The sequence below is a fragment of the Butyrivibrio sp. ob235 genome, assembly GCF_900109475.1.
Classification (GTDB): Bacteria; Bacillota; Clostridia; order Lachnospirales; family Lachnospiraceae; genus Butyrivibrio.
Window position 1 is genome coordinate 42,581 of record NZ_FOBE01000017.1, and the last position, 23,936, is coordinate 66,516.

General features: G+C 41.7%; 28 protein-coding genes and 2 tRNA genes. 25 read left to right on the forward strand and 5 right to left on the reverse strand.

All coding sequences use genetic code 11. The features are described 5' to 3' along the window. Nucleotides 1-93 precede the first annotated feature (93 nt). The 13 genes from BMW61_RS12545 to BMW61_RS12600 all read left to right on the forward strand — a co-directional run bounded on the left by BMW61_RS12545 (nucleotide 94) and on the right by BMW61_RS12600 (nucleotide 7,765). Nucleotides 94-609 (forward strand): DUF2625 family protein, encoded by a 516-nt coding sequence (locus BMW61_RS12545; protein ID WP_175475188.1) that lies wholly within the window; start codon nucleotides 94-96, stop codon nucleotides 607-609. A gap of 327 nt (nucleotides 610-936) precedes the next feature. Further along, nucleotides 937-1,362, forward strand: coding sequence for a 2-thiouracil desulfurase family protein (locus tag BMW61_RS12550; RefSeq protein WP_091822458.1), 426 nt, complete (start codon nucleotides 937-939; stop codon nucleotides 1,360-1,362). A gap of 24 nt (nucleotides 1,363-1,386) precedes the next feature. Beyond that, nucleotides 1,387-1,620 carry a hypothetical protein gene (locus BMW61_RS12555; RefSeq protein WP_091822460.1) on the forward strand — a complete coding sequence of 78 codons (234 nt, stop codon included), beginning with the start codon at nucleotides 1,387-1,389 and terminating at the stop codon, nucleotides 1,618-1,620. 40 nt (nucleotides 1,621-1,660) lie between these two features. Then, the gene (locus BMW61_RS12560) at nucleotides 1,661-2,719 is read left to right on the forward strand and encodes an amidohydrolase family protein (RefSeq protein WP_026498978.1); all 1,059 of its coding nucleotides are present in this window, start codon (nucleotides 1,661-1,663) and stop codon (nucleotides 2,717-2,719) included. Between the two features lie 103 nt (nucleotides 2,720-2,822). Further along, nucleotides 2,823-3,005 carry a hypothetical protein gene (locus BMW61_RS21610; RefSeq protein ID WP_139176304.1) on the forward strand — a complete coding sequence of 61 codons (183 nt, stop codon included), beginning with the start codon at nucleotides 2,823-2,825 and terminating at the stop codon, nucleotides 3,003-3,005. A 9-nt stretch (nucleotides 3,006-3,014) separates the two neighbouring features. Next, a complete protein-coding gene (locus tag BMW61_RS12565) occupies nucleotides 3,015-3,389 on the forward strand; it encodes a DUF5688 family protein (RefSeq protein ID WP_330388522.1) in 375 nt (124 codons plus the stop codon). 209 nt (nucleotides 3,390-3,598) lie between these two features. Continuing rightward, on the forward strand, nucleotides 3,599-3,979 hold the full coding sequence (locus tag BMW61_RS22820; protein WP_091822466.1) for a DNA methyltransferase: 381 nt from the start codon (nucleotides 3,599-3,601) through the stop codon (nucleotides 3,977-3,979). 569 nt (nucleotides 3,980-4,548) lie between these two features. Then, complete coding sequence (locus BMW61_RS12575; protein WP_091822469.1) at nucleotides 4,549-4,806, forward strand: helix-turn-helix domain-containing protein; 258 nt, start codon at nucleotides 4,549-4,551, stop codon at nucleotides 4,804-4,806. 172 nt (nucleotides 4,807-4,978) lie between these two features. Further along, nucleotides 4,979-5,053 (forward strand) — tRNA-His (locus BMW61_RS12580). 1 nt (nucleotide 5,054) lies between these two features. Then, a tRNA-Tyr gene (locus BMW61_RS12585) sits at nucleotides 5,055-5,137 on the forward strand. Nucleotides 5,138-5,294: 157 nt separating this feature from the next. Beyond that, nucleotides 5,295-5,654 carry a helix-turn-helix domain-containing protein gene (locus tag BMW61_RS12590; protein ID WP_091822472.1) on the forward strand — a complete coding sequence of 120 codons (360 nt, stop codon included), beginning with the start codon at nucleotides 5,295-5,297 and terminating at the stop codon, nucleotides 5,652-5,654. A 2-nt stretch (nucleotides 5,655-5,656) separates the two neighbouring features. Then, nucleotides 5,657-6,364, forward strand: coding sequence for a metallophosphoesterase (locus tag BMW61_RS12595; RefSeq protein WP_091822475.1), 708 nt, complete (start codon nucleotides 5,657-5,659; stop codon nucleotides 6,362-6,364). 6 nt (nucleotides 6,365-6,370) lie between these two features. Next, entirely contained in the window at nucleotides 6,371-7,765 is a 1,395-nt protein-coding gene (locus BMW61_RS12600; RefSeq protein ID WP_091822477.1) for a hypothetical protein, read from the forward strand. 21 nt (nucleotides 7,766-7,786) lie between these two features. Here BMW61_RS12600 and BMW61_RS12605 read toward each other — a convergent pair whose 3' ends face one another. Both BMW61_RS12605 and BMW61_RS12610 read right to left on the reverse strand, forming a co-directional pair. Beyond that, nucleotides 7,787-8,200 carry a hypothetical protein gene (locus tag BMW61_RS12605; RefSeq protein WP_022762056.1) on the reverse strand — a complete coding sequence of 138 codons (414 nt, stop codon included), beginning with the start codon at nucleotides 8,198-8,200 and terminating at the stop codon, nucleotides 7,787-7,789. 12 nt (nucleotides 8,201-8,212) lie between these two features. After that, a complete protein-coding gene (locus BMW61_RS12610; protein ID WP_091822480.1) occupies nucleotides 8,213-9,067 on the reverse strand; it encodes a Cof-type HAD-IIB family hydrolase in 855 nt (284 codons plus the stop codon). A gap of 344 nt (nucleotides 9,068-9,411) precedes the next feature. Between BMW61_RS12610 and BMW61_RS12615 the strand changes: the two genes are divergently transcribed. The 4 genes from BMW61_RS12615 (at nucleotide 9,412) to BMW61_RS12630 (ending at nucleotide 11,670) form a co-directional block, all read left to right on the forward strand. Further along, nucleotides 9,412-10,047 (forward strand): tetratricopeptide repeat protein, encoded by a 636-nt coding sequence (locus BMW61_RS12615; RefSeq protein ID WP_091822483.1) that lies wholly within the window; start codon nucleotides 9,412-9,414, stop codon nucleotides 10,045-10,047. A 325-nt stretch (nucleotides 10,048-10,372) separates the two neighbouring features. Beyond that, nucleotides 10,373-10,924, forward strand: coding sequence for a DUF4298 domain-containing protein (locus BMW61_RS22525; protein ID WP_242876734.1), 552 nt, complete (start codon nucleotides 10,373-10,375; stop codon nucleotides 10,922-10,924). Nucleotides 10,925-10,928: 4 nt separating this feature from the next. Further along, nucleotides 10,929-11,342, forward strand: a complete 414-nt coding sequence (locus BMW61_RS12625; RefSeq protein WP_091822486.1) for an EamA family transporter — start codon at nucleotides 10,929-10,931, stop codon at nucleotides 11,340-11,342. Nucleotides 11,343-11,349: 7 nt separating this feature from the next. After that, entirely contained in the window at nucleotides 11,350-11,670 is a 321-nt protein-coding gene (locus tag BMW61_RS12630; RefSeq protein WP_330387423.1) for a TIGR04076 family protein, read from the forward strand. Between the two features lie 120 nt (nucleotides 11,671-11,790). Here BMW61_RS12630 and BMW61_RS12635 read toward each other — a convergent pair whose 3' ends face one another. Beyond that, nucleotides 11,791-11,997: a hypothetical protein gene (locus tag BMW61_RS12635; protein ID WP_091822491.1), complete on the reverse strand. Its 207-nt coding sequence runs from the start codon at nucleotides 11,995-11,997 to the stop codon at nucleotides 11,791-11,793. 224 nt (nucleotides 11,998-12,221) lie between these two features. On the opposite strand from BMW61_RS12635, the gene BMW61_RS12640 reads away from it, so the two are divergent. The 4 genes from BMW61_RS12640 to BMW61_RS12655 are packed head-to-tail and all read left to right on the forward strand — an operon-like array spanning nucleotide 12,222 to nucleotide 14,784. Continuing rightward, nucleotides 12,222-12,944, forward strand: a complete 723-nt coding sequence (locus tag BMW61_RS12640; protein WP_091822492.1) for a DUF554 domain-containing protein — start codon at nucleotides 12,222-12,224, stop codon at nucleotides 12,942-12,944. Between the two features lie 57 nt (nucleotides 12,945-13,001). Further along, entirely contained in the window at nucleotides 13,002-13,748 is a 747-nt protein-coding gene (gene yaaA, locus BMW61_RS12645) for a peroxide stress protein YaaA (protein ID WP_091822495.1), read from the forward strand. Between the two features lie 10 nt (nucleotides 13,749-13,758). After that, complete coding sequence (locus BMW61_RS12650; protein ID WP_091822497.1) at nucleotides 13,759-13,998, forward strand: hypothetical protein; 240 nt, start codon at nucleotides 13,759-13,761, stop codon at nucleotides 13,996-13,998. Nucleotides 13,999-14,001: 3 nt separating this feature from the next. Then, nucleotides 14,002-14,784: a PhzF family phenazine biosynthesis protein gene (locus BMW61_RS12655; RefSeq protein WP_091822500.1), complete on the forward strand. Its 783-nt coding sequence runs from the start codon at nucleotides 14,002-14,004 to the stop codon at nucleotides 14,782-14,784. A 36-nt stretch (nucleotides 14,785-14,820) separates the two neighbouring features. Here BMW61_RS12655 and BMW61_RS12660 read toward each other — a convergent pair whose 3' ends face one another. Continuing rightward, nucleotides 14,821-15,366 (reverse strand): TetR/AcrR family transcriptional regulator, encoded by a 546-nt coding sequence (locus tag BMW61_RS12660; RefSeq protein WP_091822503.1) that lies wholly within the window; start codon nucleotides 15,364-15,366, stop codon nucleotides 14,821-14,823. Nucleotides 15,367-15,626: 260 nt separating this feature from the next. Here BMW61_RS12660 and BMW61_RS12665 point away from each other — a divergent pair, with 260 nt between their 5' ends. Both BMW61_RS12665 and BMW61_RS12670 read left to right on the forward strand, forming a co-directional pair. Continuing rightward, nucleotides 15,627-17,171 carry an NAD-dependent epimerase/dehydratase family protein gene (locus BMW61_RS12665; protein WP_242876735.1) on the forward strand — a complete coding sequence of 515 codons (1,545 nt, stop codon included), beginning with the start codon at nucleotides 15,627-15,629 and terminating at the stop codon, nucleotides 17,169-17,171. A 50-nt stretch (nucleotides 17,172-17,221) separates the two neighbouring features. Continuing rightward, nucleotides 17,222-18,697, forward strand: coding sequence for an MFS transporter (locus BMW61_RS12670; protein WP_242876736.1), 1,476 nt, complete (start codon nucleotides 17,222-17,224; stop codon nucleotides 18,695-18,697). 24 nt (nucleotides 18,698-18,721) lie between these two features. On the opposite strand, the gene BMW61_RS12675 is transcribed toward BMW61_RS12670, so the two are convergent. Further along, nucleotides 18,722-19,915 (reverse strand): helix-turn-helix domain-containing protein, encoded by a 1,194-nt coding sequence (locus tag BMW61_RS12675; protein ID WP_091822506.1) that lies wholly within the window; start codon nucleotides 19,913-19,915, stop codon nucleotides 18,722-18,724. Between the two features lie 121 nt (nucleotides 19,916-20,036). Between BMW61_RS12675 and BMW61_RS12680 the strand changes: the two genes are divergently transcribed. Then, nucleotides 20,037-21,443, forward strand: a complete 1,407-nt coding sequence (locus BMW61_RS12680) for an MFS transporter (RefSeq protein WP_091822509.1) — start codon at nucleotides 20,037-20,039, stop codon at nucleotides 21,441-21,443. A 60-nt stretch (nucleotides 21,444-21,503) separates the two neighbouring features. Continuing rightward, the gene (locus tag BMW61_RS12685; protein ID WP_091822512.1) at nucleotides 21,504-23,933 is read left to right on the forward strand and encodes a glycoside hydrolase family 3 protein; all 2,430 of its coding nucleotides are present in this window, start codon (nucleotides 21,504-21,506) and stop codon (nucleotides 23,931-23,933) included. The last annotated feature ends 3 nt before the right edge of the window (nucleotides 23,934-23,936 follow it).

The following is a 23,936-nucleotide window of genomic DNA, read 5'->3' on the forward strand; positions in this document are numbered from 1 at the left end:
GTAAGCTTTAACGGTAACACCGGCTGCATAGATAAACCCGAGAATCTGATGAAATTACTGAAGAAGGATAACTAATTACAGAAGATGGATATATTGAATGAGTTACAGGATTTAATAAGCAGCTCGGAAAGAAAGATTACACAGTGCGAACCCGAAGGCATAATCGTCGACAACTGGATACGCCTGTTAAACAAACCGGATGACTGCATAAATGGCATTATTTATGAGGAACTGTCAGGATTATCCGTAATTGCAATCGATATTCTTGGTGGAATATTTGCCTTGGATGTCACCAGATTTGATCCGGGCAAAAAGGATATCTGGTATTTTGCTCCAGATACATTGGATTGGGAATGCATGGAAGTGCAGTACGATGATTTTTTTACATGGGTTTTTAGGGGTAACACAGAAAAATTCTATGGGACCATGAGATGGCAGGAATGGGAAAGGGATTGTGAAAATGTTGCATTCTATCAGGGAATTCTTATTTATCCTTTCTTGTGGGCAAAAGAATGTGATGTTGAAACTGCAAGCAAAAAAGCTGTACCTATGGATGAAATAATATCCTTGAACTTTGAGCTCCGTTCTAAGATTTCAGACAAAGGATAAATATATAAGCATAGATTTGGAAGGATGGAAGAAAACAATGTGGAAAGATCTGTTAAAACAGGTAAAAAAGGAAAGAAAAGAGTTTGATGAGGGAACTAATGGTCCGGCAAAGGCTGCATAATATATGGAATAGACGAGGAGTTCCTTGAGGATGATCCGGAGCAGGAAATCTCTGGATTTATAGAGAATAACGAAGGTTATGGAAGAAGTAGAGTCTTTTGATGCTCTGATAGAGGCGATATTAAAGGAATCGTTACAGTAAACAGTGATAGCTGGGAATGTTGAAAATTAGCCGTAAACACTAAATAATAAGACAGGAGCTCGTTTATGAAGATTATGGTCAGTGCCTGTTTGCTGGGACAGGATTGCAAGTATAATGGCGGCAACAATTATTGTGATAAAGTGGCTTCGTTTCTTGAGGGGCATGAAGTAATCCCTGTATGTCCTGAAGTGGAAGGTGGCCTTCCGGTACCAAGGATCCCTTGTGAAATAGTAGATGGTATAGTAACAAACAAGCAGGGTGAAAGCAAAGACAAAGAATTCAGAGCCGGTGCTGAGAAGTGTCTCCAAAAAGCCATCGCAGAAAAAGTTGATCTGGTAATACTTCAGTCAAGGAGTCCTTCCTGCGGAGTAAAGCAGATATATGATGGCAGCTTTAGCGGTAGACTCATTGAAGGTCAAGGAGTCTTTGCGGAACTCTTAAATAAACATGGGATTAAAACAATGGATTCAAGTGAACTTTTGGAGGGATGATCTACATTAATTGGAGATTTTTACATGGTCATTACATACAATGGTGAAAAATTAAGATATATTGAAGACTATTTTGGAGAACAGGTACTCTGGATTACAAACCCTTCACAAATATCCATGGAACACATGAAATTTGTCGGCGGATATCCAGATGAATACTGCATTTATCTGAAAGATCTGCCTGAGGCTGATGTTGCAAAAATCATATCACAAGTTGTAAATGATGCAGAAGGTAGAGGGAAGACTTCGAGAATATAACTTGCGGTTTAATTGAGAAAACCAAACGGGACTTGTGGAGATGAAATACTGTAGAGAAAAAATAAAAATACTAGAAGAGAATCCAGAATTGCAATTATGCGACAATGGTGATTTTAAGATAGATGTTGATTTAGTTGATAACTATGAAATTATTGATATGCATTGTCATTTATTTGCAGGCTTATCTCAGCTTTTTCCTTCTTTTTTACAGAAAGAAAAATGGAATAAAGAAAAATCATTAATGGATATGAGTTGCTTTCCATTTTCCATGAAACTGTTTGATTTAGATGAAATATATTTCACAAAATGTCCGACTACATTATTATCTTCAGATGGAATTAAGGCTCGGATAAAACTTTTTTCAGGTGCTTTGGTTTTGAATTATGCAACCGAAGAACGAATTATAATGGATATGAATTCTAATCATATTTCTAAATCGGTTGTTCAACAAATTAATCCGGCAAATAAAAGTTGTGCATCAACTATGAACGAGATGGTAGCGCGTAATAATCGCCTGCTTACATTTGCGTCGATTCACCCTTTTGATGAAAATATTCTATCCAAAATTGATGACTATATGAAGCTAGATATTAAGGGGTGGAAACTGAATCCTCATATTTGGAATGTACCAATCGATTGCGATAAAACAATTGAACTTCTTAAAGAGTTAGAAAAAACTGGACTTCCTATTTTGAGCTGCAGCGGTAAGGGATTACCCAAAGAAATGCTTGATTCATCAATACCAACAAAACAAACTAAAAAGGAAGTGACTACCCAGTCACTGGAGAAATTCAAAAAAGTACTAGCGTGTATTCCAAATGCAACATTTATCTTAGCTCACAGTGGATGCTTTGACTTTGATTATATGACAAGTATTTTAAAAGAGTTTCCAAACACATACACTGATATAAGTGTTCAGCCTTCAAAGAATATTAGGAAGCTTATTGATAGTGTTGGAAGTAGTAGACTTCTGTTTGGTACAGATTACCCATTTGTTTCACAGGCATTTTCTATTGTGTCAGTTTTACGAGCGACTGAACTAGAGCAAGATCGAAATAATATATTTAGTAACAATGCCAAACAATTACTTAAAATATAGTTTTTAGGATTTGGAAAAATGTGTTTGCTGAGGTGAATAATTGGATGTTATCGAAAGATAAAAGTGTCCCGCGACGCAAGGTGCATTTTCTTTTGCAAAAGATATGATTTTTAGTGAAGCGCTAGCTTCCGGTAGACGTGCCGGAACAGCGCTTTCTTTTTTGCCTGAAAAACATTTGAGAAGAGGAGAGGAAAATAACATGGACTTTGAGACATTTAAAGAGAATCTTGCGAAGGACGTGAAGGATGAGATGGACTCCAGAACAGGTGGCAGCTATGAAGTTTAGGCACGCAAGATCGATAAGATGAATGAAACTTATGAGGCTCTGACAGTGAAGGCCGAGGACAGTGCTGTCGGAGTGAATCTAAACGTGACTGCACATTATAAGGAGTATGGGGATGGAAAATCTTATGACTCTATTGTGAAAGGAGCTGCTGATGTTGCAGAGAATGCACATGATAACAGCCCTGCATTTGATCTGGCAAGATTCACTGATTATGACAAGATGAAGGACACACTTGCCATGGAGGTTGTTTCTGCAGAAAAGAATGTAGCGATCCTGGAGACTGTTCCTCATATGGAGAAAAGGCATATTGGGTATGCGATAGTGGAGATGAAATCTGGAAGTATTATTGCATTCATGAATCTGATGGAAAAGAGCTTAATGTAAAAATAAAAAAGGAATTGGTAATAAAGAATTGGGATCAAAAGCAGCAATTGGGAAAATAGATATCGATTATTTGCGGAGCCGGATATATATTCAGATGCTTACTCATATTAAGATTATTTCATCAACATATTATCTAAGTCACAGGGGAACAGGAGGAGATTCTACAATGACAACACCTACCATTTTACTTCTTTTAACAGCAATTACTAATGGATGCTTTTTACTTTCTCTTTAAGCTCATTTATATTGACCCACCATACAATACAGGGAATGATTTTGTTTATGCGGATGATTATAGCCTTTCAAAAGAGGAATACGAATTCGAAAAGGGTGATATTACAGAAGATGGAGTGAGACTGATCAGAAATACGGATTCTAATGGTCGTTTCCATTCCGACTGGTGCAGCATGATGTACCCACGATTGATGCTAGCTAGAAATCTATTGACTTTTGATGGGGCTATCTTTATTTCAATTGATGCATATCATGATGATTGGGCATTCAAATGGAGCATACATGCAAGAACTTATGACGATATAAGACGCGAATTGTCAAAATGCATTCAGGCCTATAAAAATAGTCGAGGTTAAAAGAACTTTTAGTAATGAAAAGTACGATATGGAATTGCCTTTATACCAGCAGTATGATGCATTACATTTGTAACCATGTTATTATTGGTACAACAAAGGAAAGAAATAGGGCGATGCCCGGAAAGGATTAAGCGATGTTTACAGCGACATTCAGAAGTTATCATAGTGAACGACCCTATGCACTGCACGGATATGAGCAGGGCTTTAATAGAATGCGTCCACATCAAGATAACTTAAAGCGAATGAGCTGTATGGAAATTTAACCGTTTTGGACTGATACCAGACATATACGCCGCTTATCTTGTGAAGGACAGGGTAAGCGGTATTTTTTATGCAATAAGGGCTTGTGGCGAAAATGGAATACGCACCTGACTTAGGGCTCAAAGCGTCCGGGGGACGCTTGCTCTGAGCCGACCGGAACGGAGTGTAGACAGACGTCGCAAGGCATGAGGGTTCGATCTACGTTTCACTTCGGTCCGCGCAAAGCCAGCATCCCCCGGATGCTGTGCGCCCCTCCAGGCCCATTAGCTCATGAAGTACCGCTGATAACAGGAAGAAGGAGAAAAACAATGTTTTACAATATTCCTGCGATCAACATGGTCGCAACAGGGCAGAGAATTTCAGATTTAAGAACAGCGGCAGGGATGTCCGTAAAGGATTTACAGGATGTATTCGGATTCGGAACCCCGAATGCTGTATACAAGTGGCAGAGAGGATTAGCTTTGTCAACAGTTGACAACTTGGTTGTATTATCGGCGGTATTTGGAGTTCCGATAGATGACATTATTGTAGTAGATACTGGCATGAAGGCGCAGATAAGCGCTTGAAAGCAAAATAAATTGCGGGACTGAGGGTAAAGCAGTTCCGCGCATGGTCTCCTAGTCTAAAGGGCGCAAGATCTCCGGGGGAGATCTGCTCTGCGCCGACCGAAACGGAGTGTAGACAGGACACAGCCCTTTCAAGGCTGAAGTACTCGGTTCAAGTCCGGTGGGGATCACTGTGGCCATAGTACAACGGTTAGTACGGCGGATTGTGGTTCCGCATATCCGGGTTCGATTCTCGGTGGTCACCCCATGGGTAGGTAGCCTAGCGGCGAAGGCAGGGGTCTGTAAAACCCTGACAACAGAAACGGCGTGAGTTCGAGTCTCACCCTGCCCACTATTTTCATTTATAGACAGCTCCTGATCATAATGAAAGGGGCTGTTTTGCCAATTTATCAACCACGAGTTAACTGACAATGGTGCGCTTTATCATTACAATAATATGTGAAGCTCCATGTTGTTTTAGTCTTGAAAGAGGTTAAGGAGATACTGGGATGATTAAGTGTAGTTATGACCAGCTTAAGGATATTTTGGAAAGATGCGGAATTATTGAAGCTCATAATGCTTTAGATTATTTTGCTTCCTGGGAGGAACCTGACAGATCTGCAGGTATAGACATGGAAGCTACAAAGAAAAGAATATGCGAGCTCATCAAGAAAAAGGGATTAAAAGATAAGACGATAGCGGAGAAGATGGGAATTACACCTCAGGCTGTAAATAAGTGGAGACACAAAGGGACTTTTCTTGTAATAGAGAACCTGTATATTCTTAGCGGATTATTGGGAGTCAGCATTGATGAGCTGATAGTTCCGGCAGCAGTGAAGAAGAATTATTGTTTGATCGAGAGACATTAGATATGAGCAGAGTGTTGGTTATTCCAGATGTGCATTTAAAGCCCTGGATTTTTGATAAAGCAGATAAAGTAACTCGGGATTCTTATGATGACATCGTAATTCTTGGAGACCTTGTAGACGATTGGAACAGGGGAAATGACCTCGATGTTTATAGGGAGACATTGGACAGGGCTGCAGAGTTTGGGAAAACTCATGACAAATCCCTGTGGTGTTATGGAAATCATGATGTTTCATATCTTTGGGATGCTATGGAATCAGGTTATTCAATACAAGCAAGAGAAACGGTTATTGAAGGGATTACCAAGCTGGAGCGTGTGCTTGAGGATCGCTACAGATTCGTGCATAAGATTGAAAATACTCTTTTCAGTCATGCAGGACTTACTGAGACTTTTGTACTTCATGCATGTGGATATCATATCAAAGATATAGATGAGATTATCACAAAAATTAATCATATGAAAAAGGACCAGTTATGGAGAAACAGTTCGCCAATCTGGGCAAGACCTCAAAATGATTTTTACAGGATGTTCAGGGACGACATTTTTTATCAGGTAGTCGGGCACACTCCAGTGGAGGAACCACTCAACCTGGGTGGAGTATTGTCTTTGGATCTTTTCTCTACATATTCTGACGGTTGTGCCTATGGTAATCAGAAACTATATATTGTAGATACTGAAGGAAGGTCTTATTCAGAAGCTGAGGAGCAGTGAAGAATTATGTTTTTTGAAGATGATGATAAACAATATAAACTGGTGGCACCGGACGTTGACAGTCTTATTCGTTATTTTGACAGCAGGGATTTGATCAATGCCAGAAAGTCGACTCCGGAATTATTTGCTGCCATGAAACCAATATTTGAAATACTAAAGCCGCTAGCACCAATTAGGAAGAATAGTGATGTAAAGGCGCTGTGGCTTAGGATTCCGCGAGGTACGATTGATGACTACGACAGCTTTGAAGATATGAAGCTTTATGGTGATGTAGAAACTTATGAGGAATATGAGCAGCACTGGAATCATGATTATCCGGATGAGTATCTCTGGTATGAACTTGTAGTTGCCTGGTGCCTCGATAGAAATGGTGAACTTAGTTATTATGGCATGGATCTGGGAAATGAGAGAATCATCGCTGCATCCATGGATGACGTAGTGTTTGAAGGAAGAGGATATTACGCTCAAGAGGCAGCAATGAAGCTTTGTGAGCTTATAATACCGGCAGTAAAGGAGGCCATGAGCCTTCTTAAGGAAGGAAAATATAATGATCTTGTCGAAAAAGAGCTTCCATATGAATTCCGTACAGGCGTAGTAAAGCGTTCTGATATCTGGAACACTGATCCGGAAACTAAGGAATATGCTTATGATGGATTATCTGAAGAAGCTGTGAGTAGGTTTAGGGAAATGATTAGTTCCGGTGTAAATGATCTGGAAAAAATCGGAAGGATCAAAGATTTTACTGCAAATGATTTCTTCAAGGCATGCAAACTAGGATATGATGCAATAGGAAAAGACACCAGTAGATTCTCATTATCAGAGATGTATATGCGTTTTTCGGATGGAAGGGACGAAGGCCTGACGGGTAAGGGCCATGGTCTTAATGAGGGTCCGGGTATAGATTTTGAAGATCCTAAAGCTTGGGATGAGTGGTATTACAACAGAGAGCAGCAAGGTGGTCATCCCTGGGAAGTTGTCCCCGGTGGAAACAGCACACACATGGAGCTGTATGTCTGCAATGATAAACGTGATCTTGAATGGGATTTACGAGGAGGCGAGATTACAGAGGAAGAGTATCAGGAAAAGATCAAAAAGGCAGGGTATTACTTTTATATAGTCGGCGTTCACAGACAGTTTGAGTCAATAAGCTTTTATCTTGCGTTATCAGATGCAGGACTTCCGGTAATCATTGGTAGTGCTGAAGAAATGGTGGCAAGTTTTGATGGATCAGATTATGTAGGAGTTGTTCCTCACCATATGTATACCAGATACTGTTCAGATCTTTTCCCTGATGAATATGGTGATATCATAGATTTTACACATGTTTATAAAGATGAGGATGCCTGGTTTGACAAGATCACATGGATTCCTGAGGAACCTGCAGTATTATTGCAGGACTGATTATAAAAGCATGGATGCAATTTATAGCAGGAAGTTTTCAGCGTAATACTCATTTGTAAGCTCTTTTATAAAGCCCTCAGGCGCTCTGACAACGGTACTTTCACATATGTTCCGGATGATGAGCGGATACTTGGGGGCTTTTGTGTTAAATCCGAGAAGGGCATATTTGTTGCCGTCGAGACCAACGAAGATCCTTTTATACATGCCTTTCCCAAGACCAAGGTGGGCATACTTCCATACATCGCGGTCAAATTCCCTTTGAGCGATATCATCCTTGTCATGACCGTTATTTACGGTAAGTTTGCTGGTGAAGTCATTTTCGGAATATGAGATGCTGCCAAGAGAGATGGTCACACCATATTTTTCTTCAAGGCTTGCGACAGCTTCTTTAAAGTCTCTACGGAACTCAGTTAGGGTATTCTTGTTTATTTCCATTGTTATCTCCAATTAAAGATCAAAATAGTCTCTGATAGCAAAGCCAACACCGTTATGGTCGCTGTCCTTTGTAATATAGTTTGCAAGCTTCTTTATATCACTGCGTGCATTCATCATGACGACAGAAATTCCTGCGGTGCTTAACATATCGCGGTCATTGTCGGCATCTCCGATAGCCATTGTTTCTTCTATGGAGATATCCAGGAGAGAAGACAGAGTCTTAAGGGCGGTACCTTTTGATACTCCCTCAGCATTCATTTCAAGGCTTGTTTCTTCTGCAAGTGCAAATGTAAGGGGGAGGTTTATTAATTCCTCATAACCGCGGTGACGGTCTTCCTGATTTCTGAAGTATATGTTTATCTTGGTGATGGAATCGTGCTTTCGACTTTCAGCAGCCATGTCATCAACCTGCCTGGTTACTTTAAGGTACATTGGCTGGTAAACTCCCATATGGAAATCGTCCATGTGGTTGATATCAGCTGAAGATACAATGGATTCATTTTCTGTGAGGAAAGTGAGCATTCCGTCGTATTTATCTGCGACTTCAATTATTCTTTCAAAGCAGGAAGAAGGTACTTCTTTTCTGTAAATGACCTTCTTGGCCATGCAGTCATATATTATTGCGCCACTGTAGCAGATGGCATAGCGGATCATGGGAGTTATCTCAAAGTACTCCTTCATTTCAACAAGCGCTCTGCCGGTTGCGTAAGAGAGATGTACTCCTTTATCAGCTACCAATGAAAGATCATCAAGCGTCTCAGGGAGAATCTTTTTATCCGATGTAAGAAGGGTGCCATCCATATCCATTGCGATCAGGCTATAGGGTAAGAAGCCTTCTTTGTTGTTAGCTTTATTTGAAATAGGCATAATTACGTCCTTTTGCAATCTTTTGTTCTTCCTTGCAAATTATACATGATTTTGAAGAAATGCCAAGGTGCGGCATATAATTTCAGACTGACTACTTGAATTCCATAACTGTCTTATGAAAGTCCATTTCTGTCATAATTGGTACATCAACTGTCTATTTAGATTCCATTAAATCCTGAAATCTTGATAAATACTCCCTTATTCTTTCTTTAGTCATCCTTAGTAACAATGAGCCAACAATGTGCCAATCAAAAAAAGACATATATCAGGAGATGGTAAAGTAAAGCTTGTTATGATTTACGGGGGCTACAATTATTACTGATGTTGTTGGGAGGAATTAAAAAATGTCAGATGGATCTGCGATTGAGATTCAGAATGGGTATGGTAAGGCTGTACAAAAACAGAAGAAAAAAATAAGAGTTGTAGGCTTGGTGACAATATTTGTCGTATCGATAATGGCAGCTGCATTTTGTGACCTGGAATTTGATAATAAGGCTACATCAATATTGGTTTATCTGATATATGGAGTAGCTGTTCTGATAATAACTACAATTATAAATGTTGTCTGGGCTATGGGACTTCTGAAAAAGATAGAGTCACTGAATCCGCTTTTGGAGAAGGATCCAGACATGTACATGGCAGAGCTCACGGATATGATTGGAAATCCCAAATCGGCAATCCTTAAGCAGATACTGCATCTGAACAGGGGAAGAGCCTATGTCTGCAAGCAGAAATATCAGGCTGCTCTTTCGGAGTTTGAAAATATTGGCGACAAAATTGTCCTGGATCCGAGAAGGAAGATTATGTACAGGATTATGCTTGCACTGTGTTACATGAACCTTGATAGAAAGCAGGAGGCCATGTCAATAATAGAGGAACAGCAGGGCGTCCTGACAGAGTTAAGAGAAAAAGGGGATTCGCTTGCAACGTCTCTTCTGTCGGTGCTTGATGAGGAAAAGTGGCAGGAAGAAGATGAGTAAGAATACGGTGATCGTAAGCCCTATGTGATTAATATATAAAAGCTGCATTTCTGCAGCTGAGTTTTTGAGGGTTAGCTGCCAGATTGTCATGTTTCTGGCAGCTTGTGTTTTATGAAGAAAAGTGTTCTTATGAGGGGTTCCAAGAGGTTTTGTGTTCCTCTTGATGTTTTTATGATAACTAATATTACTTAAGCCAAACTAAAATTCTGTGGGGAAAGTGTGAATATTCGGTGAAACCTTGATCTGCCTAAAATAGGTGCTTGTGGTGCCGGAATGCGAGTATAATATTTCATAAGATAAGATGCGATGAGATGGGAACGGACATATGAGTAAACACAAAATGGTAAATGGAAAGCTCCTTCAGATGAACAAGAGCTATGGCCAGCTTAAGAATAAACAGAAATCAAAGATAGCGGAGTGGATGTATCAGGCTTACAAGAAGCAGGTAAATGAAGGTATCAGCAATGAAGAAGCACTGTCACTTGTTTTGGATAAGATAGATGAGGCTCAGATATGGGTACCTGATTACGAGGTGGAGAAAAAGTACAACGGGAGTAAGAATAAATTCAAAAGAAGGCTTGCCAGTGAAAACATACCACAGCATATATATCAGATGGAAGCTCTCCTTGATAAAGCGACGGCAAGGCTTGATGTTTTGGAAGCGAAAATAGAAGAGTATAAGGAACTCCAGTCCGATATCAAAAGACTTGAGGAATACTATACAAGCCAGCAGTGGAAGGACGATTTCGCCATGGATGAGAAAGGGACTTTTCCTAAGAGACTGAAGCGTGGTGTTTTGTCAGAGGACGGAATCTATAACCTGTTGGAACGAAATAAGGAAATGATGGACTGGATAAATACAGGGAGTGAGGATTGAAGATATGTGGCTGTTATTTGCAATTCTTTCAGCAGTGTTTGCTGCGTTGACATCTATCCTGGCAAAGGTGGGTATAGATGGAGTTAATTCGAATCTTGCAACAGCAATAAGGACATGCGTTGTGGTGGTAATGGCCTGGGTTATGGTTTTTGTCACCAATGCTCAGGGTGGCATCAATACCATAAGCAGAAAGAGCTGGATATTTCTTATCCTTTCGGGACTGGCTACAGGAGCATCATGGCTATGTTATTACAAAGCTTTGCAGATGGGAGAGGCATCAAAGGTTGTTCCTATAGACAAATTGAGCGTTGTCATTACGCTTGTGTTGGCATTTGTTTTCCTGCATGAGGAGTTTACAACGAAGTCTCTTATAGGATGTGTGCTGATTGGAGCAGGCACGCTGATTATGGTGATGTAACGGAGGCATGATGAAGAAAGTAAGGATCACAGTAAAAAAGATTGCTCAGTATTCTGATCTGATGGAACAGTATGAAAATCCGATAGAACATGCGTGTAGCATGAGGCTTGAACAGAGCTTCATATGCAATGGATGGGAAAGACCGGAGGGTTTCTGTGAGAGTGCATGGGAAACCGTGTCGCCGTTTGTAATGACACTGGCTCATGGTGGTGAGAATTTCTATGACGGATGGATGAAGAACCCAAAGTCAGCAATGATTTCCTGTAACGATGGATTCAGACCGGTAAGTTTTTTGTTGGAAACAATGGATGAGGATATGATCATGTGACGTGCCGCAAAGATGAGGCCTTTAGAAAAGAACTCGATGGCAATAGAGAAAAGAGGATAGTTATGAAAAAGCTGACACACTAGAATTGTGGCAGCTTTTTCTCTCTTAACACTATACTTTTTATTCTTTTACGACGTTAGTAGATTCACCTTTATTATTTGAAAAATCTGATTCGATGAATTCAAGGTATTCACTGAGCTCCCTAAGCTCTCTCTCCATTGTTTCTGCAGCGAACATAAGAGCATTGCTGGCCTGATCATTTTCACTTAGGGCCAATCCATCTGATAAGAGCTGCAAATTGTTATTAAGACACATAAGAGTATGCATCTTACGAGATACCTCCTCAAAATATGTTTTGGAATGCTTGTAGGTATGATGATCGGAGCAATGATCGATAGGAAAAAGGCATCGGAAGAGAAGTTAGATGCATCTAATAGATAATAATAACAAGCGGCAGGATGCAGTTTCCTTTGAATTGTGTCCTGCCTTTTTCATGAGTATAATAATTCATAAAATATCAGGAGAAAAATGAAAAAAGGAAATATAAGAACATGATAATGTTGGGGACAATAATAAACAGTGCTGCTATAATCGTTGCTGGCTTCCTTGGGAATATAACCGGGAAGCTATTTAAAGAAGATCAACAGGATGCGCTTTGCAAGGTATGTGGTATAAGTACACTTTTCATAGCAATTTCAGGTGCTATGGAGGGTATGATGAAAGTTGAGAACAATGCACTCGTGGGTGGCAGATCCATGCTTGTGGTTCTAAGTCTTGCTATTGGAACGGTTATAGGAGAACTGATCGGAATAGAAAGAGCTTTTGAGCGTTTTGGAGAATGGCTTAAGATAAAAAGTGGTAATGGCAAGGATTCGGAATTTGTAAATGCGTTTGTGACTGCATCGCTTACGGTATGTATAGGAGCGATGGCTATTGTAGGTTCAATACAGGATGGAATCAACGGAGACTATTCGACACTTGCTGTAAAAGCTGTCTTAGATTTTATAATTGTTGCAATCATGACAGCTTCTATGGGAAAAGGCTGTGCTTTTTCAGTAATACCGGTATTTTTGCTTGAGGGATCAATAACTCTGCTTGCCAGACTGGTATCACCTATTATGACAGATATGGCTGTTTCGTATCTGTCGCTTATCGGAAGTATTCTGATCTTCTGTGTTGGTGTTAACCTTGTTTGGGGTAAAAAGGTAAGAGTAGCTAATATGCTGCCAGCTTTAGTGATAGCAGTTATAGCCGCATATATACCAGCTATGTGATGCAAAGTATAAATCAAAAGCAGACGATGATTCTGAAAAGATGCATGGAGAACTGTGATGAGAATTATTTTATCACCTGCAAAGAAGATGAATGTGGATACGGATAAACTTGAGTGCCAGGGGGTCCCGGTATTCCTTGATCAGACAGAGGAAATACTTGAGTGGCTCCGTAAGAAGGCGCATTCTGAATTACAGAAACTGTGGGGCTGCAATGATACAATTGCTGAGCAGAATTACAAACGCATTAAAGAGATGGATATCCGTAACAGACTGACACCTGCCATATTTTCATATGAAGGGATTGCATTTCAATATATGGCTCCTGCGGTGTTTGAAGACAGAAGCTATGATTATGTGCAGGAGCATCTTCGCATTCTTTCTGGTTTTTATGGTGTGCTGAAACCTATGGACGGAGTTACGCCATACAGGCTTGAGATGCAGGCTAAGGCATCAATTAATGGACATAAGGATTTATATGATCTGTGGGGATCCAGGCTCTATGATGAAGTAAGTGATGGTACCGGTGTTATAATAAATCTTGCATCGAAGGAGTATTCAAAGTGCATTGAAAAATACCTGAAACCGGATGACTGTTACATCACCATCACATTTGGCGAGATGGTAAATGGGAAGCTTGTGACAAAGGGGACATATGCCAAGATGGCCAGAGGAGAGATGGTGAAATACATGGCTGAAAACCAAATCGAAGATCCTAATGAGATAAAGAAGTTTGACCGGCTTGGATATACTTACAGAGATGACCTATCATGTGATACTGAAATCGTTTTTGAAAAGAGAAAGTGACGGGATATATATGAATGAAATGGAAAAGATAGCCAGAGAGAATCACCGTAACGGAAATAACTGTTCAGCCTCGCTTGCTATGGCGTTTGCTGAAAAACTAGGTGTGACACCTGAAGAGGCAAAAAAGATTGTACCAGCTCCGAGAAGCATTGACGGTAAATGCGGCGGGTATCTCAGTGTCGTGGCAATGCTTGAGAAGCTGAGAGTAGATAAAACCGGCGAATATGAGTTTAAAAAACGAGTGAGGTAAGCAATGAAACAATATATTGTTGATGCTTTTACAAACAAACCTTTTTCCGGGAATCCGGCGGCAGTTTGTGTAATGGATAAATGGTCGGAAGAAGATTTCATGATGAAGCTCGCGATGGAGAATAATCTGAGCGAGACAGCATTTATAGTCAAGGAGGAAGAGGGCTATCACCTCAGATGGTTTACTCCGGGATCTGAGGTTGAACTATGCGGTCATGCAACCCTGGCCTCCTCTTTTGTGATATTTAACTACTTTGAGCAGAATAAGGATGTAATAGAATTTAATACTCTCAGCGGAAAACTAACAATTGCTAGAAAAGGTAAACTCTATGAGATGGACTTTCCCACATATGAGCAGCAGGAGATACCAGTGACAGATGATATGGAAAGTGCTTTTGGAGTGAGACCCGTTAAGGCAATATTGGGACCTGATCTTGTATGCATTTTTGAATCTGAGGAGCAGATCCGAAACATGCAGCCGAATCAGAGTAAACTTGCTGAGTTACCCGGCCGTGGGCAGGATGTTACTGCAAAGGGAACAGATACAGACTGTGTATCACGTAGCTTCTTTCCTAAACTTTTGGTTCCTGAAGATCCCGTGTGCGGTTCTGCACATTGTCAGATAGCAGATTACTGGTCAAAAGAACTGGGAAAATCAGAGATTCATGCATATCAGGCATCAAAAAGAGGTGGTCATCTATACTGCAAACTGCTTGAGAACGGAAGAATAAAAATAAGTGGAGAGGCTACTTTGGTTGCTATCTCAGATATTGTTGTTAATTTTTAACTTCTAATATTTCAGTTTGTTGAGTAAATTGTATGATTATTTGGCAACATTATTGCATGACTGGTATATCAGCTCTGCCAGGTCCCTGGTGGGGGTGTCAAAACCACTTTGTATCCAGACACGCAGTACATTAAGGCTTCCGTACATAACGAAAGTGAAGAGGTAGTCTGCATTTTTGTTATCCAGGATTTCAGGCACTGCAGCTTTTACATTATTTGCAATTGTTTCGATTATAGTTTTCTGAAAATCTTCGGTATCCGGCTGGCACAGCAGGATTCCGAAGGTTTCTTTATTTTCTTTTACATATTCAAGGAAAGCTTCAATAGATTCAGTGGTGTTGAAGCTTCCACTAAGGTTTTCCAAAGCCTTCAAAGTGTTTTCCATAACTTCGTTTTCTACATCAGAAAGAAGCTCAAACTGATCCTGATAGTGAAGGTAAAAGGTTGAGCGACTCATCTCGGAAAGATCACATATTTCCTTGATAGTGATCTTTGAAATTGGCTTTTCCTGCATCAATTCCATAAGGGATTCCCTGAGGATCCTCTTGGTAACTAGGATACGTCTGTTGTTTTTTGTTGCCATATATGTCCTCCTCACTTTATGAAAAGTTTAGATTTTTAACGGTACATGGGACTTTTGGAATATTCTAAACTGTACATTTTGGACTAAATATGTATTAAACACTACGTATGTAAAAATATTGTAAGTTGTAAACAATACACGATGTCTATATTATACCCTTAAAGAGAAACGGAAACAAGCACCGGATAGTGAAGAGGAAATAAGAACCCCCGGGACGGGGTTAATGGATCATTCTGGATTTGAGAAAAGAGGTATAGATCATGAGTAATGAAATGAAAAATAAGAAAAGACCTGTGGTTTTTATGACAGGAGCAGGCGGAGGAATGGGCTCTGAGAGCTTTAAGCAGATGCTCCCGGATATAGGAAAAAAATATGACCTTATAGTTTTTGACAGGAATACAGAAAAAAATCATGACTTTTTTGACCCTTATAAGGGAACAAAGGGACTAACAATAGTATATGGGGATCTGCTTAATAAAGACGATGTGGAAAAGTGCGTTGAAATGTCGGACATGGTTCTTCATATAGCAGCATTGGTTTCACCTCAGGCAGATTACCATCCTGACAAAGCCATGAAGACAAATTATGGATCGGTAGTGAACCTTACAGAGGCTATTAAAAAATGTGGTAAGAAAGATACCTATAAGTTTGTTTATATCGGAACAGTAGCAGAAACAGGAGACCGCATGCCACCTATTCACTGGGGAAGAGTCGGAGACCCAATAAAGCCCAGCGTGTTTGACTATTATGCGGTATCTAAGATTGCAGCAGAGCGCCATGTTATCGAGAGCGGGCTTAAGTATTGGGTATCTCTTCGTCAGACAGGTATCATGGGACCTGCCATGGCAAAGATCAGAGACGCCATCCAGTTCCACAACTGCATTTATAACGTACTTGAATATGCTTCAGACAGAGACAGTGGAAGAGCAATGAGAAATCTTGCAGCCTTTGATGCTGATGGAAGTCTTGATGAAAGCTTCTGGGGACACATCTATAACATCGGTGGCGGAGAGAGCTGTCGTGTCAGCACACTTGATATGTACAAAGCTATGTATGGGGAGTTGGGATTTAAGAGCCTTGACCCGGTAATTGATCCCAAGATGTATGCCACAAGAAACTTTCACGGTCAGTATTATCTGGATTCAGGTAAGCTCGAGAATTATTTACACTTCAGAAGTGACTCCATGCAATACTTCTATGACGCATATCTTAAGGAACTTGGCGGAGCAAAGACTGCAGGAAAGATCATCACCAAGTTCCCTGGCGGACAAAAGCTCATGGGCACCATCATCAAAGGTACCTTCAAGGAACTCCTCGATACAGAGCATGGCACCAAGCACTGGCTTGATAACAATATGGAAGATCACATCGATGCTTACTGGGGAAGCAAAAAGGCCTGGGAAGCACTTCCTGAAAAGGTCAGTGAGATGGAAGAGTTTACCGACTGGGATAAGGTGGTCCACATCGACCATGGCTATGATGAGAGTAAGCCTGAATCAGAGCTGACGCTGGAAGATATGAAAGGTGCTGCAAAGTTCAGGGGCGGTACCTGCGACTCTACAGAAATGAAGACCGGAGATTGGAAGACTCCTCTTGAGTTTACCTGCCAGTTCGGGCATCACTTCAAAGGAAGCCCAAGACTGATCCTTGAGGGCGGACACTGGTGCGACGAGTGCGAGAGAAAGTCCTGGAACTATGGACTGAGAGCTAGGAAGGACAAGTTCTTTGCTCAGGTTTGGAATCCTCTTCATGATGAGGACGAGATCCGCGAGTATCCAAAGACAGTAAGCGAGTTGGAGGTATGAGGGGAAAGTAATTTCTGCTGGAATACAATAACAAATTGGGAGAAGAACGGGTGGTTACAAGGATTAACAGGATTTTTGAAAAGCCTCTTTTATCCTCCAGGATAAAGAGTGAAGATACTACAGGAAGCGAGCGGATACTGGGATATCTGCTGGCTCCTTCAGGTGCGCTACTTTTAAACGGCATTCTGGCAACCTATTTGAATGTCTTTTACACGGATGTTCTGAAGCTGACAACTGTCTTGGGAGGTATTTTCCTGGCAGTTTTTCCGATCATATCAAGGGTGCTGAGTGCATTTATAAATCTGTTTATCGGAAGGGCCATAGACAGAACCCGGACAAAGGAAGGCAAGGCGAGACCATGGCTTCTTTTGTCGGCGCCATTGATACTGATAAGCGGAGTACTGCTATGCATAGTTCCAAGCAGTAATCAGACCATTCAGATAGCATGGGTGATCTTTACATTTAACCTATATTACGGTCTGGCATTTAATCTTTTTAATATGAGTCACAGTCTGATGGTTCCCCTGTCAACGCGAAATATTAAACAGAGGGGGAGCCTTTCTGTGCTGAATAACGTGGCTTCAACCATGATGACGGGAGTCCTGGGAGCGCTCTTTTTCCCGGCGGTTATTCTGCCCGTGATAGGAGTAAATCAAAAGCTCTGGCTTATTACCATTTCAGCCTTATCAATTCTGGCTTTCCCGCTCATTATTCTGGAGTATTACTTTACCAGGGAACGCATTACGCTGGAGGATTCGGGGAATACAAAGAAAGTGGCAGTGGGCAGCAAAAAGCAGCTGAAAGCCATCTTTTCGGACAAGTACAGTATTCTGATCTTTGCATATTTTACGATTAATCTTATAGCAGCGCAGCTTAAGAACACTTCGCTTGTCTATTATTGCAACAATGTTCTGGGAACCTACAATGATGGCTATACACAGACGTTGGTTTCGGTCGTAGGCGGGCTTCCGATGGGAATAGGGCTGTTTGCCGTCTGGCCGATTGCAAATAAGTTTGGAAAAAAAAATACGACGGTTTTAGGATTCATCCTTCTCTCAATAGGAAGTATTATCTGTTTTATAGCGCCAAAGAGCCTTCCGATCGTTCTTGGAGGACAGTTCATAAAGAATATTGGCGCACTGCCTTCAGCTTATGTTTTTATGGCTCTTTTTGCTGATGTGCTTGATCACCTTGAGTGGAAGAATGGCTTTAGATGTGATGGAATGGCTATGTCGGTATATTCTATCATCACTACGATTTCAGCCGGGATTGCTACAGGAGTCTTTAACTTGGGCCTGAGCACTACAGGATATGTGGCGCCTTCCTTTGATGCTGTTACGGGAATGACTACTTCTGTTATTCAGAATGCTGCGACCCAGAATGTGATTACATTTTTCTTTGTGGGTCTTGAGGCCATAACAGGAATAATCTGTGTACTGCTCCTTGTCGGCCTGAACGTTGAAAGAGATATACATAAGGAGCAGGAGGAGATCCTTTTAAGAAAAGCTGCAGAATCATGTTGCTAAGAGTCAGGTCAGTAAGGTGACTGCTTAGGATATGCTCTTTCTATACTCCTTGGGTGTCATCCCATATTTCTTTTTAAAAACATTCTGGAAATAACTCTGGGAAGAAAAACACAGATATTCACTGATCTCACTTATGGAGCGATCAGAGTAGTGGAGGAGGCTTCTGGCTTCCTCCAGTTTTTTTCTCATGATAAAAGAGCTGATGTTAAAGCCCAATTCTCTCTTGAATTTCTTGGAGAGGGTGCTTCGCTCCATGCCAAGGTGATCAGCAATCTCTTCTACAGAGATGTCCTGATTGACGTGATTGGAGATATATTCGATGGCCCTGTAGATATCAATGGACATTCCGGAAGGAATCTTTGCTTCCGAAACTCTCTTGGTAAAGTCCATAGCTGCCGTGGCATTAAGGAATGTGATGGCCGCAGAGTCCGTCATCTTTTCCACCTCCTGGATATAGGAGTCGGAGAGAAGATACGCTGTTTCCACATCCAGTCCGCCTTCAACAGCTTTTCTGGTGATGATGGCGATGGAGCTGATAAAGATGTTCTTGGCCTGGCGCAGTGAGTCACCCGCCACTTTTCCCTCAGTCATCCTTGGCGCATTTTTGAAGAATGCTTTGAGGCCTTCCACGTCACCTCGCTGAATGTATCCGTAGTATTCCTTCTCAAAGAGATACGTATTGTGGAAACGCTCATTTTCCTTGATATCCACAAGTTCTCTTGTATGCTTTCGCCCGATAGCTTTCTCTTTTCCCTGATCAAATACGTTGAACTTGGAGATAATGTCTATGGTCTCGCCATTCAGTTCCCTGTTGATCAGGGCAAGGATATTGAAAAACTGAGAGTTTGAAAACAGAGGAGTCTTGCGATAGAACTCCTCTATTCCCAGCTTGTATTCCACAGGCAGAGAGTACTCTTTTATCATGTGATCGATGATGTCAGAGGTTATTGTGACATTGCTTACAGGTCCTACGATTATGGTTTCACCGGTGTTAAAGTTCTGTATTATTCCTAAAAAGAGAAAGTCTTCTGTGGATCTGAAACTGACATTCTCGTTACTTTCTGTAAGAAGCCCCTTATATGCAGAGATAAAGTCCACCGGCAGCTCATTTGCAGGGAATGCCATAATAAGCTCGTCTTTCCTGAAGTAGTGGACAGGAATATATGCCGCGTTGTATAGAAGATTTAGGAAGTCTTCGATTTTTCTTTTTCCAGCCATTATAATTCACCTAATTACAAATAAATTCACGTGCATGCAATAATATTATCTTCAGATACACTACAATGTCAATAAAGAAAGAGATGCACTGTGTGTGATATTTAGAGGAGGATACAAAGAAATGGCAAAGAAACCACTTGGACTCGATAAATCCGGTGTCCAGAAAGTAATGAGAAAGGGAGATTATTTTGCGGACTCTTTGGGACAGTTCGCCCTTAATTCAATGTCAGGTCTTGTCGGACAGCTGACATACTTCTACACAGATAAGGCTGCGGTGGCTGCGGGAGCTGTTGCAACAGTGTTCTTTATCTGTAAGATCATTGACGCGTTCACAGATGTGATCATGGGAAACATTGTTGACCATACTAAGCCCGGAAAAGAGAAATACAGACCATGGCTTTTAAAGATGGCTATTCCGGCTTTGGTAATACTAATCATGCTCTTTACGGTGCCACAGGGTGTTTCGGATTATGTTAAGATAGCTTATATGTTCGTTACGAACATCCTTTTAACTGCAGTTATCTATACAGCAATCGCTATTCCATACGGTTCGCTTCTGGTTGTGAGGACAAACAGCCAGGAAGAGCGAGGCAACATGGGAATCTGGCGTGCAGCAGCCGGCTATGTTTCAGGAATGGTAATTGCTATCGGAATCATTCCTATCACTAACATGCTTGGCGGTGATCAGGCAGCCTGGATCAAGTTTGGGGTTGGCTTTGGACTGATGGTAGTTCTTGCACTTCTTATCTGTTACAAGAAGGCAAGAGAGTGCGCTGTTGAGACCGGAAAAGAAGCACTTCCTGCAGATCAGCAGGATGATGAAGAGCCGGTTCCGTTTAAGGAAGCTTTAGGAAACCTTTTCCACAATAAGTACTGGGTAATGATCCTTATCATGGGTGTTATGTCAAATATCTCTTATGGTATAAGCGGATCTTCAGGGGTTTATTATTGCAAGCTTATCTACGGCGACGACAACCTGACCGGTATTCTCGGTGCAGTTGGTCTTTTGCCTACACTGATCGGATTTATCGCTGTTGGTCCTATGATCAAGAAGCTTGGCGTAACCAGAACGCTTAAGGTTTCATTCTTTATCGGCATGGTTACTACAGCACTTCGTATCATAAATCCATCAGCCTTCTGGTACAACACAATCCTTGGATGCTTTGCAACATTTGCTAACATCCCTATGATGTGCCTTATGGGTGTTATGACTGCCATGACAATCGATTACAATGAGTATAAATTCGGTAAGAAGATGGTTGGTACAAGTAATGCAGCAAGTGGATTTGGTGGAAAAGTCGGTTCCGGTCTCGGGGCGTCACTTGTAGGCTGGTGCCTAGCAGTTGCAAGCTACGACGGCCTTGCAGAGGTTGCTACACCTGCAGTAAGACAGGCAGTATTTACCTTTGGTATCTACATTCCACTTTTACTGTTTGTGGTAATGTTCATTCTTACTCTTTACTTTGATCTTGAGGCTAAGCTTCCCTCAATGAGAGAAGAGATTGCAAAAAGAAAAGCTAATAAGTGATACGGAAATTTGAGGCGGTGAAATTCCGCCTCAAAAACCATTTATGGAAGAGGTGTAAATATGCAGCAGTATGAAACTGATCATTTAAATCTGGTACTGGATAACGCAGCCGAGTGCACTGTGCTTCTTAAAAAGAACGGGAAATTTCCCTTAGAGAAGCCTTGCAAAATAGCAGCCTACGGCTCAGGTATGCGCTATACGATCATGGGTGGCACCGGGTCAGGAGAAGTCAACACCAGATTTTCATATACGATTGAAAAAGGTTTGGAAAAAGAGGGCTTTGAGATCACCACAAAGAAGTGGCTTGATGAGTATGACGAGGTGAGGAAAACCGCCAAGAAAGAATACTATAAGACTCTTAAGAAGGAAGCCAAAAAGAAGCATGAAAACCCCATCATGTATCTAATGGGAAAAGAGCTTTTGGAGCCCTGCCACGGACTGGCTCTTGATGCTGAAGGCGGTGATGTGTGCATCTATGTTCTTTCAAGAAATTCCGGAGAGGGGAGCGACAGGAAGGTCGTAGAAGGCGATGTAAAACTCACAAGATCAGAAGTGAGGGACATCATTGCTTTAAATAAGAAATATGACAGATTCATGCTGGTTCTTAATGTTGGAGGACCGGTGGATCTAACACCGGTTATGGAAGTTGGAAACATTCTCATTTTGTCACAGCTTTGCTCTGACATGGGAAAAGTGCTCTCCGACATTCTTACAGGCAAACAGAATCCTTCAGGGAAGCTCTCCACAACCTGGGCAGCTTTTGAGGAGTACTCAGCTGAGGGCACATTTGGCGATTTCAATGACAATGAATACAAAGAAGGCATTTACGTGGGATACAGGTATTTTGATACCTTTGGGCATAAGGCTCTTTTCCCGTTTGGCTTTGGACTTTCTTATACAGACTTTGATATCAGCTTTAAGGACGCAGAGGCGAAAGGAAGCGTAGTCACCCTCAAAGCTGTTGTAAAGAATACAGGATCTGCCGCAGGAAAAGAGGTTGTTCAGGCCTATGTGACACTCCCAGAAGGGGAACTTCCCAAGGCATATCAGGAACTGGCAGGCTTTGCAAAAACAGGTCTCCTTGCACCGGGTAAAGAGGAAGAGATTGTGATTTCTTTTGACCTTAAAGACCTTTCTTCTTATGACGAGAAGAGCGCCTCATACATTCTTGAAAAGGGTGAATATATCGTAAGAGTCGGAAACAGCAGCGCAAATACGGAGGTCATATGTGTGGCCGGCCTTGATGAGAAAGTTACTGTTCTTAAGACAAAGAATTGCCTTGGCGATCCTGGATTTAAAGATATTACAGCGCCTTCCTTTGACAGGGGGAATGTTCCTGCTAAGGCTAAGAGAATCCTTATTGATGCAAAAGACTTCTCCTGCGGCGAAGTTTCTTTTGACAGGGAATATGAGATTGATGATAAGGTAAAAGAACTTTCGGATGAGGAACTGTGTTATTTGGAAATCGGTGGATTTGACCCAAATGCCAAGGGCCTTTCAATAATCGGGAATGCTGCAACTCATGTGGCAGGAGCAGCAGGTGAGACTACTTCTTGGCTTGAAAACAAAGGCATAAAGCCACTTATCATGGCCGACGGACCTGCGGGACTCAGGCTTTCCCTTGAGTACTACGAGGATGAAAAGGGTGCTCACGGTGTAGGCGGAGCAGGGATGATCCCCGAGAGCATGCAGGAAGCCATGGGCCCGGTGGCCAGATTCATAGCAAATCTTTTAACCGGCGGAAACAAAACCCCAAAGGGAGTAATTATAAAGGAACACGCTGCAACCAGGATACCCATCGGCACCGCCATCGCACAGAGCTTCAATGTGGAGTTTGCTGAGAGCCTTGGCGATATTGTCGGAGATGAGATGGAGCGTATGGGAATCAATCTGTGGCTTGCTCCTGCGCTCAACATCCACAGGAGCATCCTTTGCGGAAGGAACTTTGAGTACTATTCAGAGGATCCGCTTGTATCGGGACTTATGGCAGCGGCCATCACCAGAGGAGTTCAAAGGCACAAGGGCTGTGGCACAACCATCAAGCATTACGCAGCCAACAACGCTGAGACTAACCGTTACTGCAACAACTCCCATGTGAGTGAGAGAGCTATGCGAGAGATATATCTTCGCGGTTTTGGAATCTGTGTAAGGCTTTCACAGCCTCACGCGCTGATGACCAGCTATAACCTTTTGAACGGAACCCATACTGCTGAGCACAGAGGCCTTATCGAGGATGTGCTCCGCTGTGAGTTTGGCTTTGAAGGCATCGTTATGACCGACTGGGTGATGAGCATGATGGACAGCAAGAACTCCATCTACAGAAACTCATTGTCAAATGAAGTGGCAAAGGCCGGTGGTGACCTGTTTATGCCCGGTGGCAAGAAGGACTATGAGAATGTTTTAAATGCGCTTAAAGCCGGAACTCTTGACAGAAAGCAGCTTGAGATAAACGCCTCCAGAGTTATAAAGATGGCTGCGAAACTGGCCTGACTT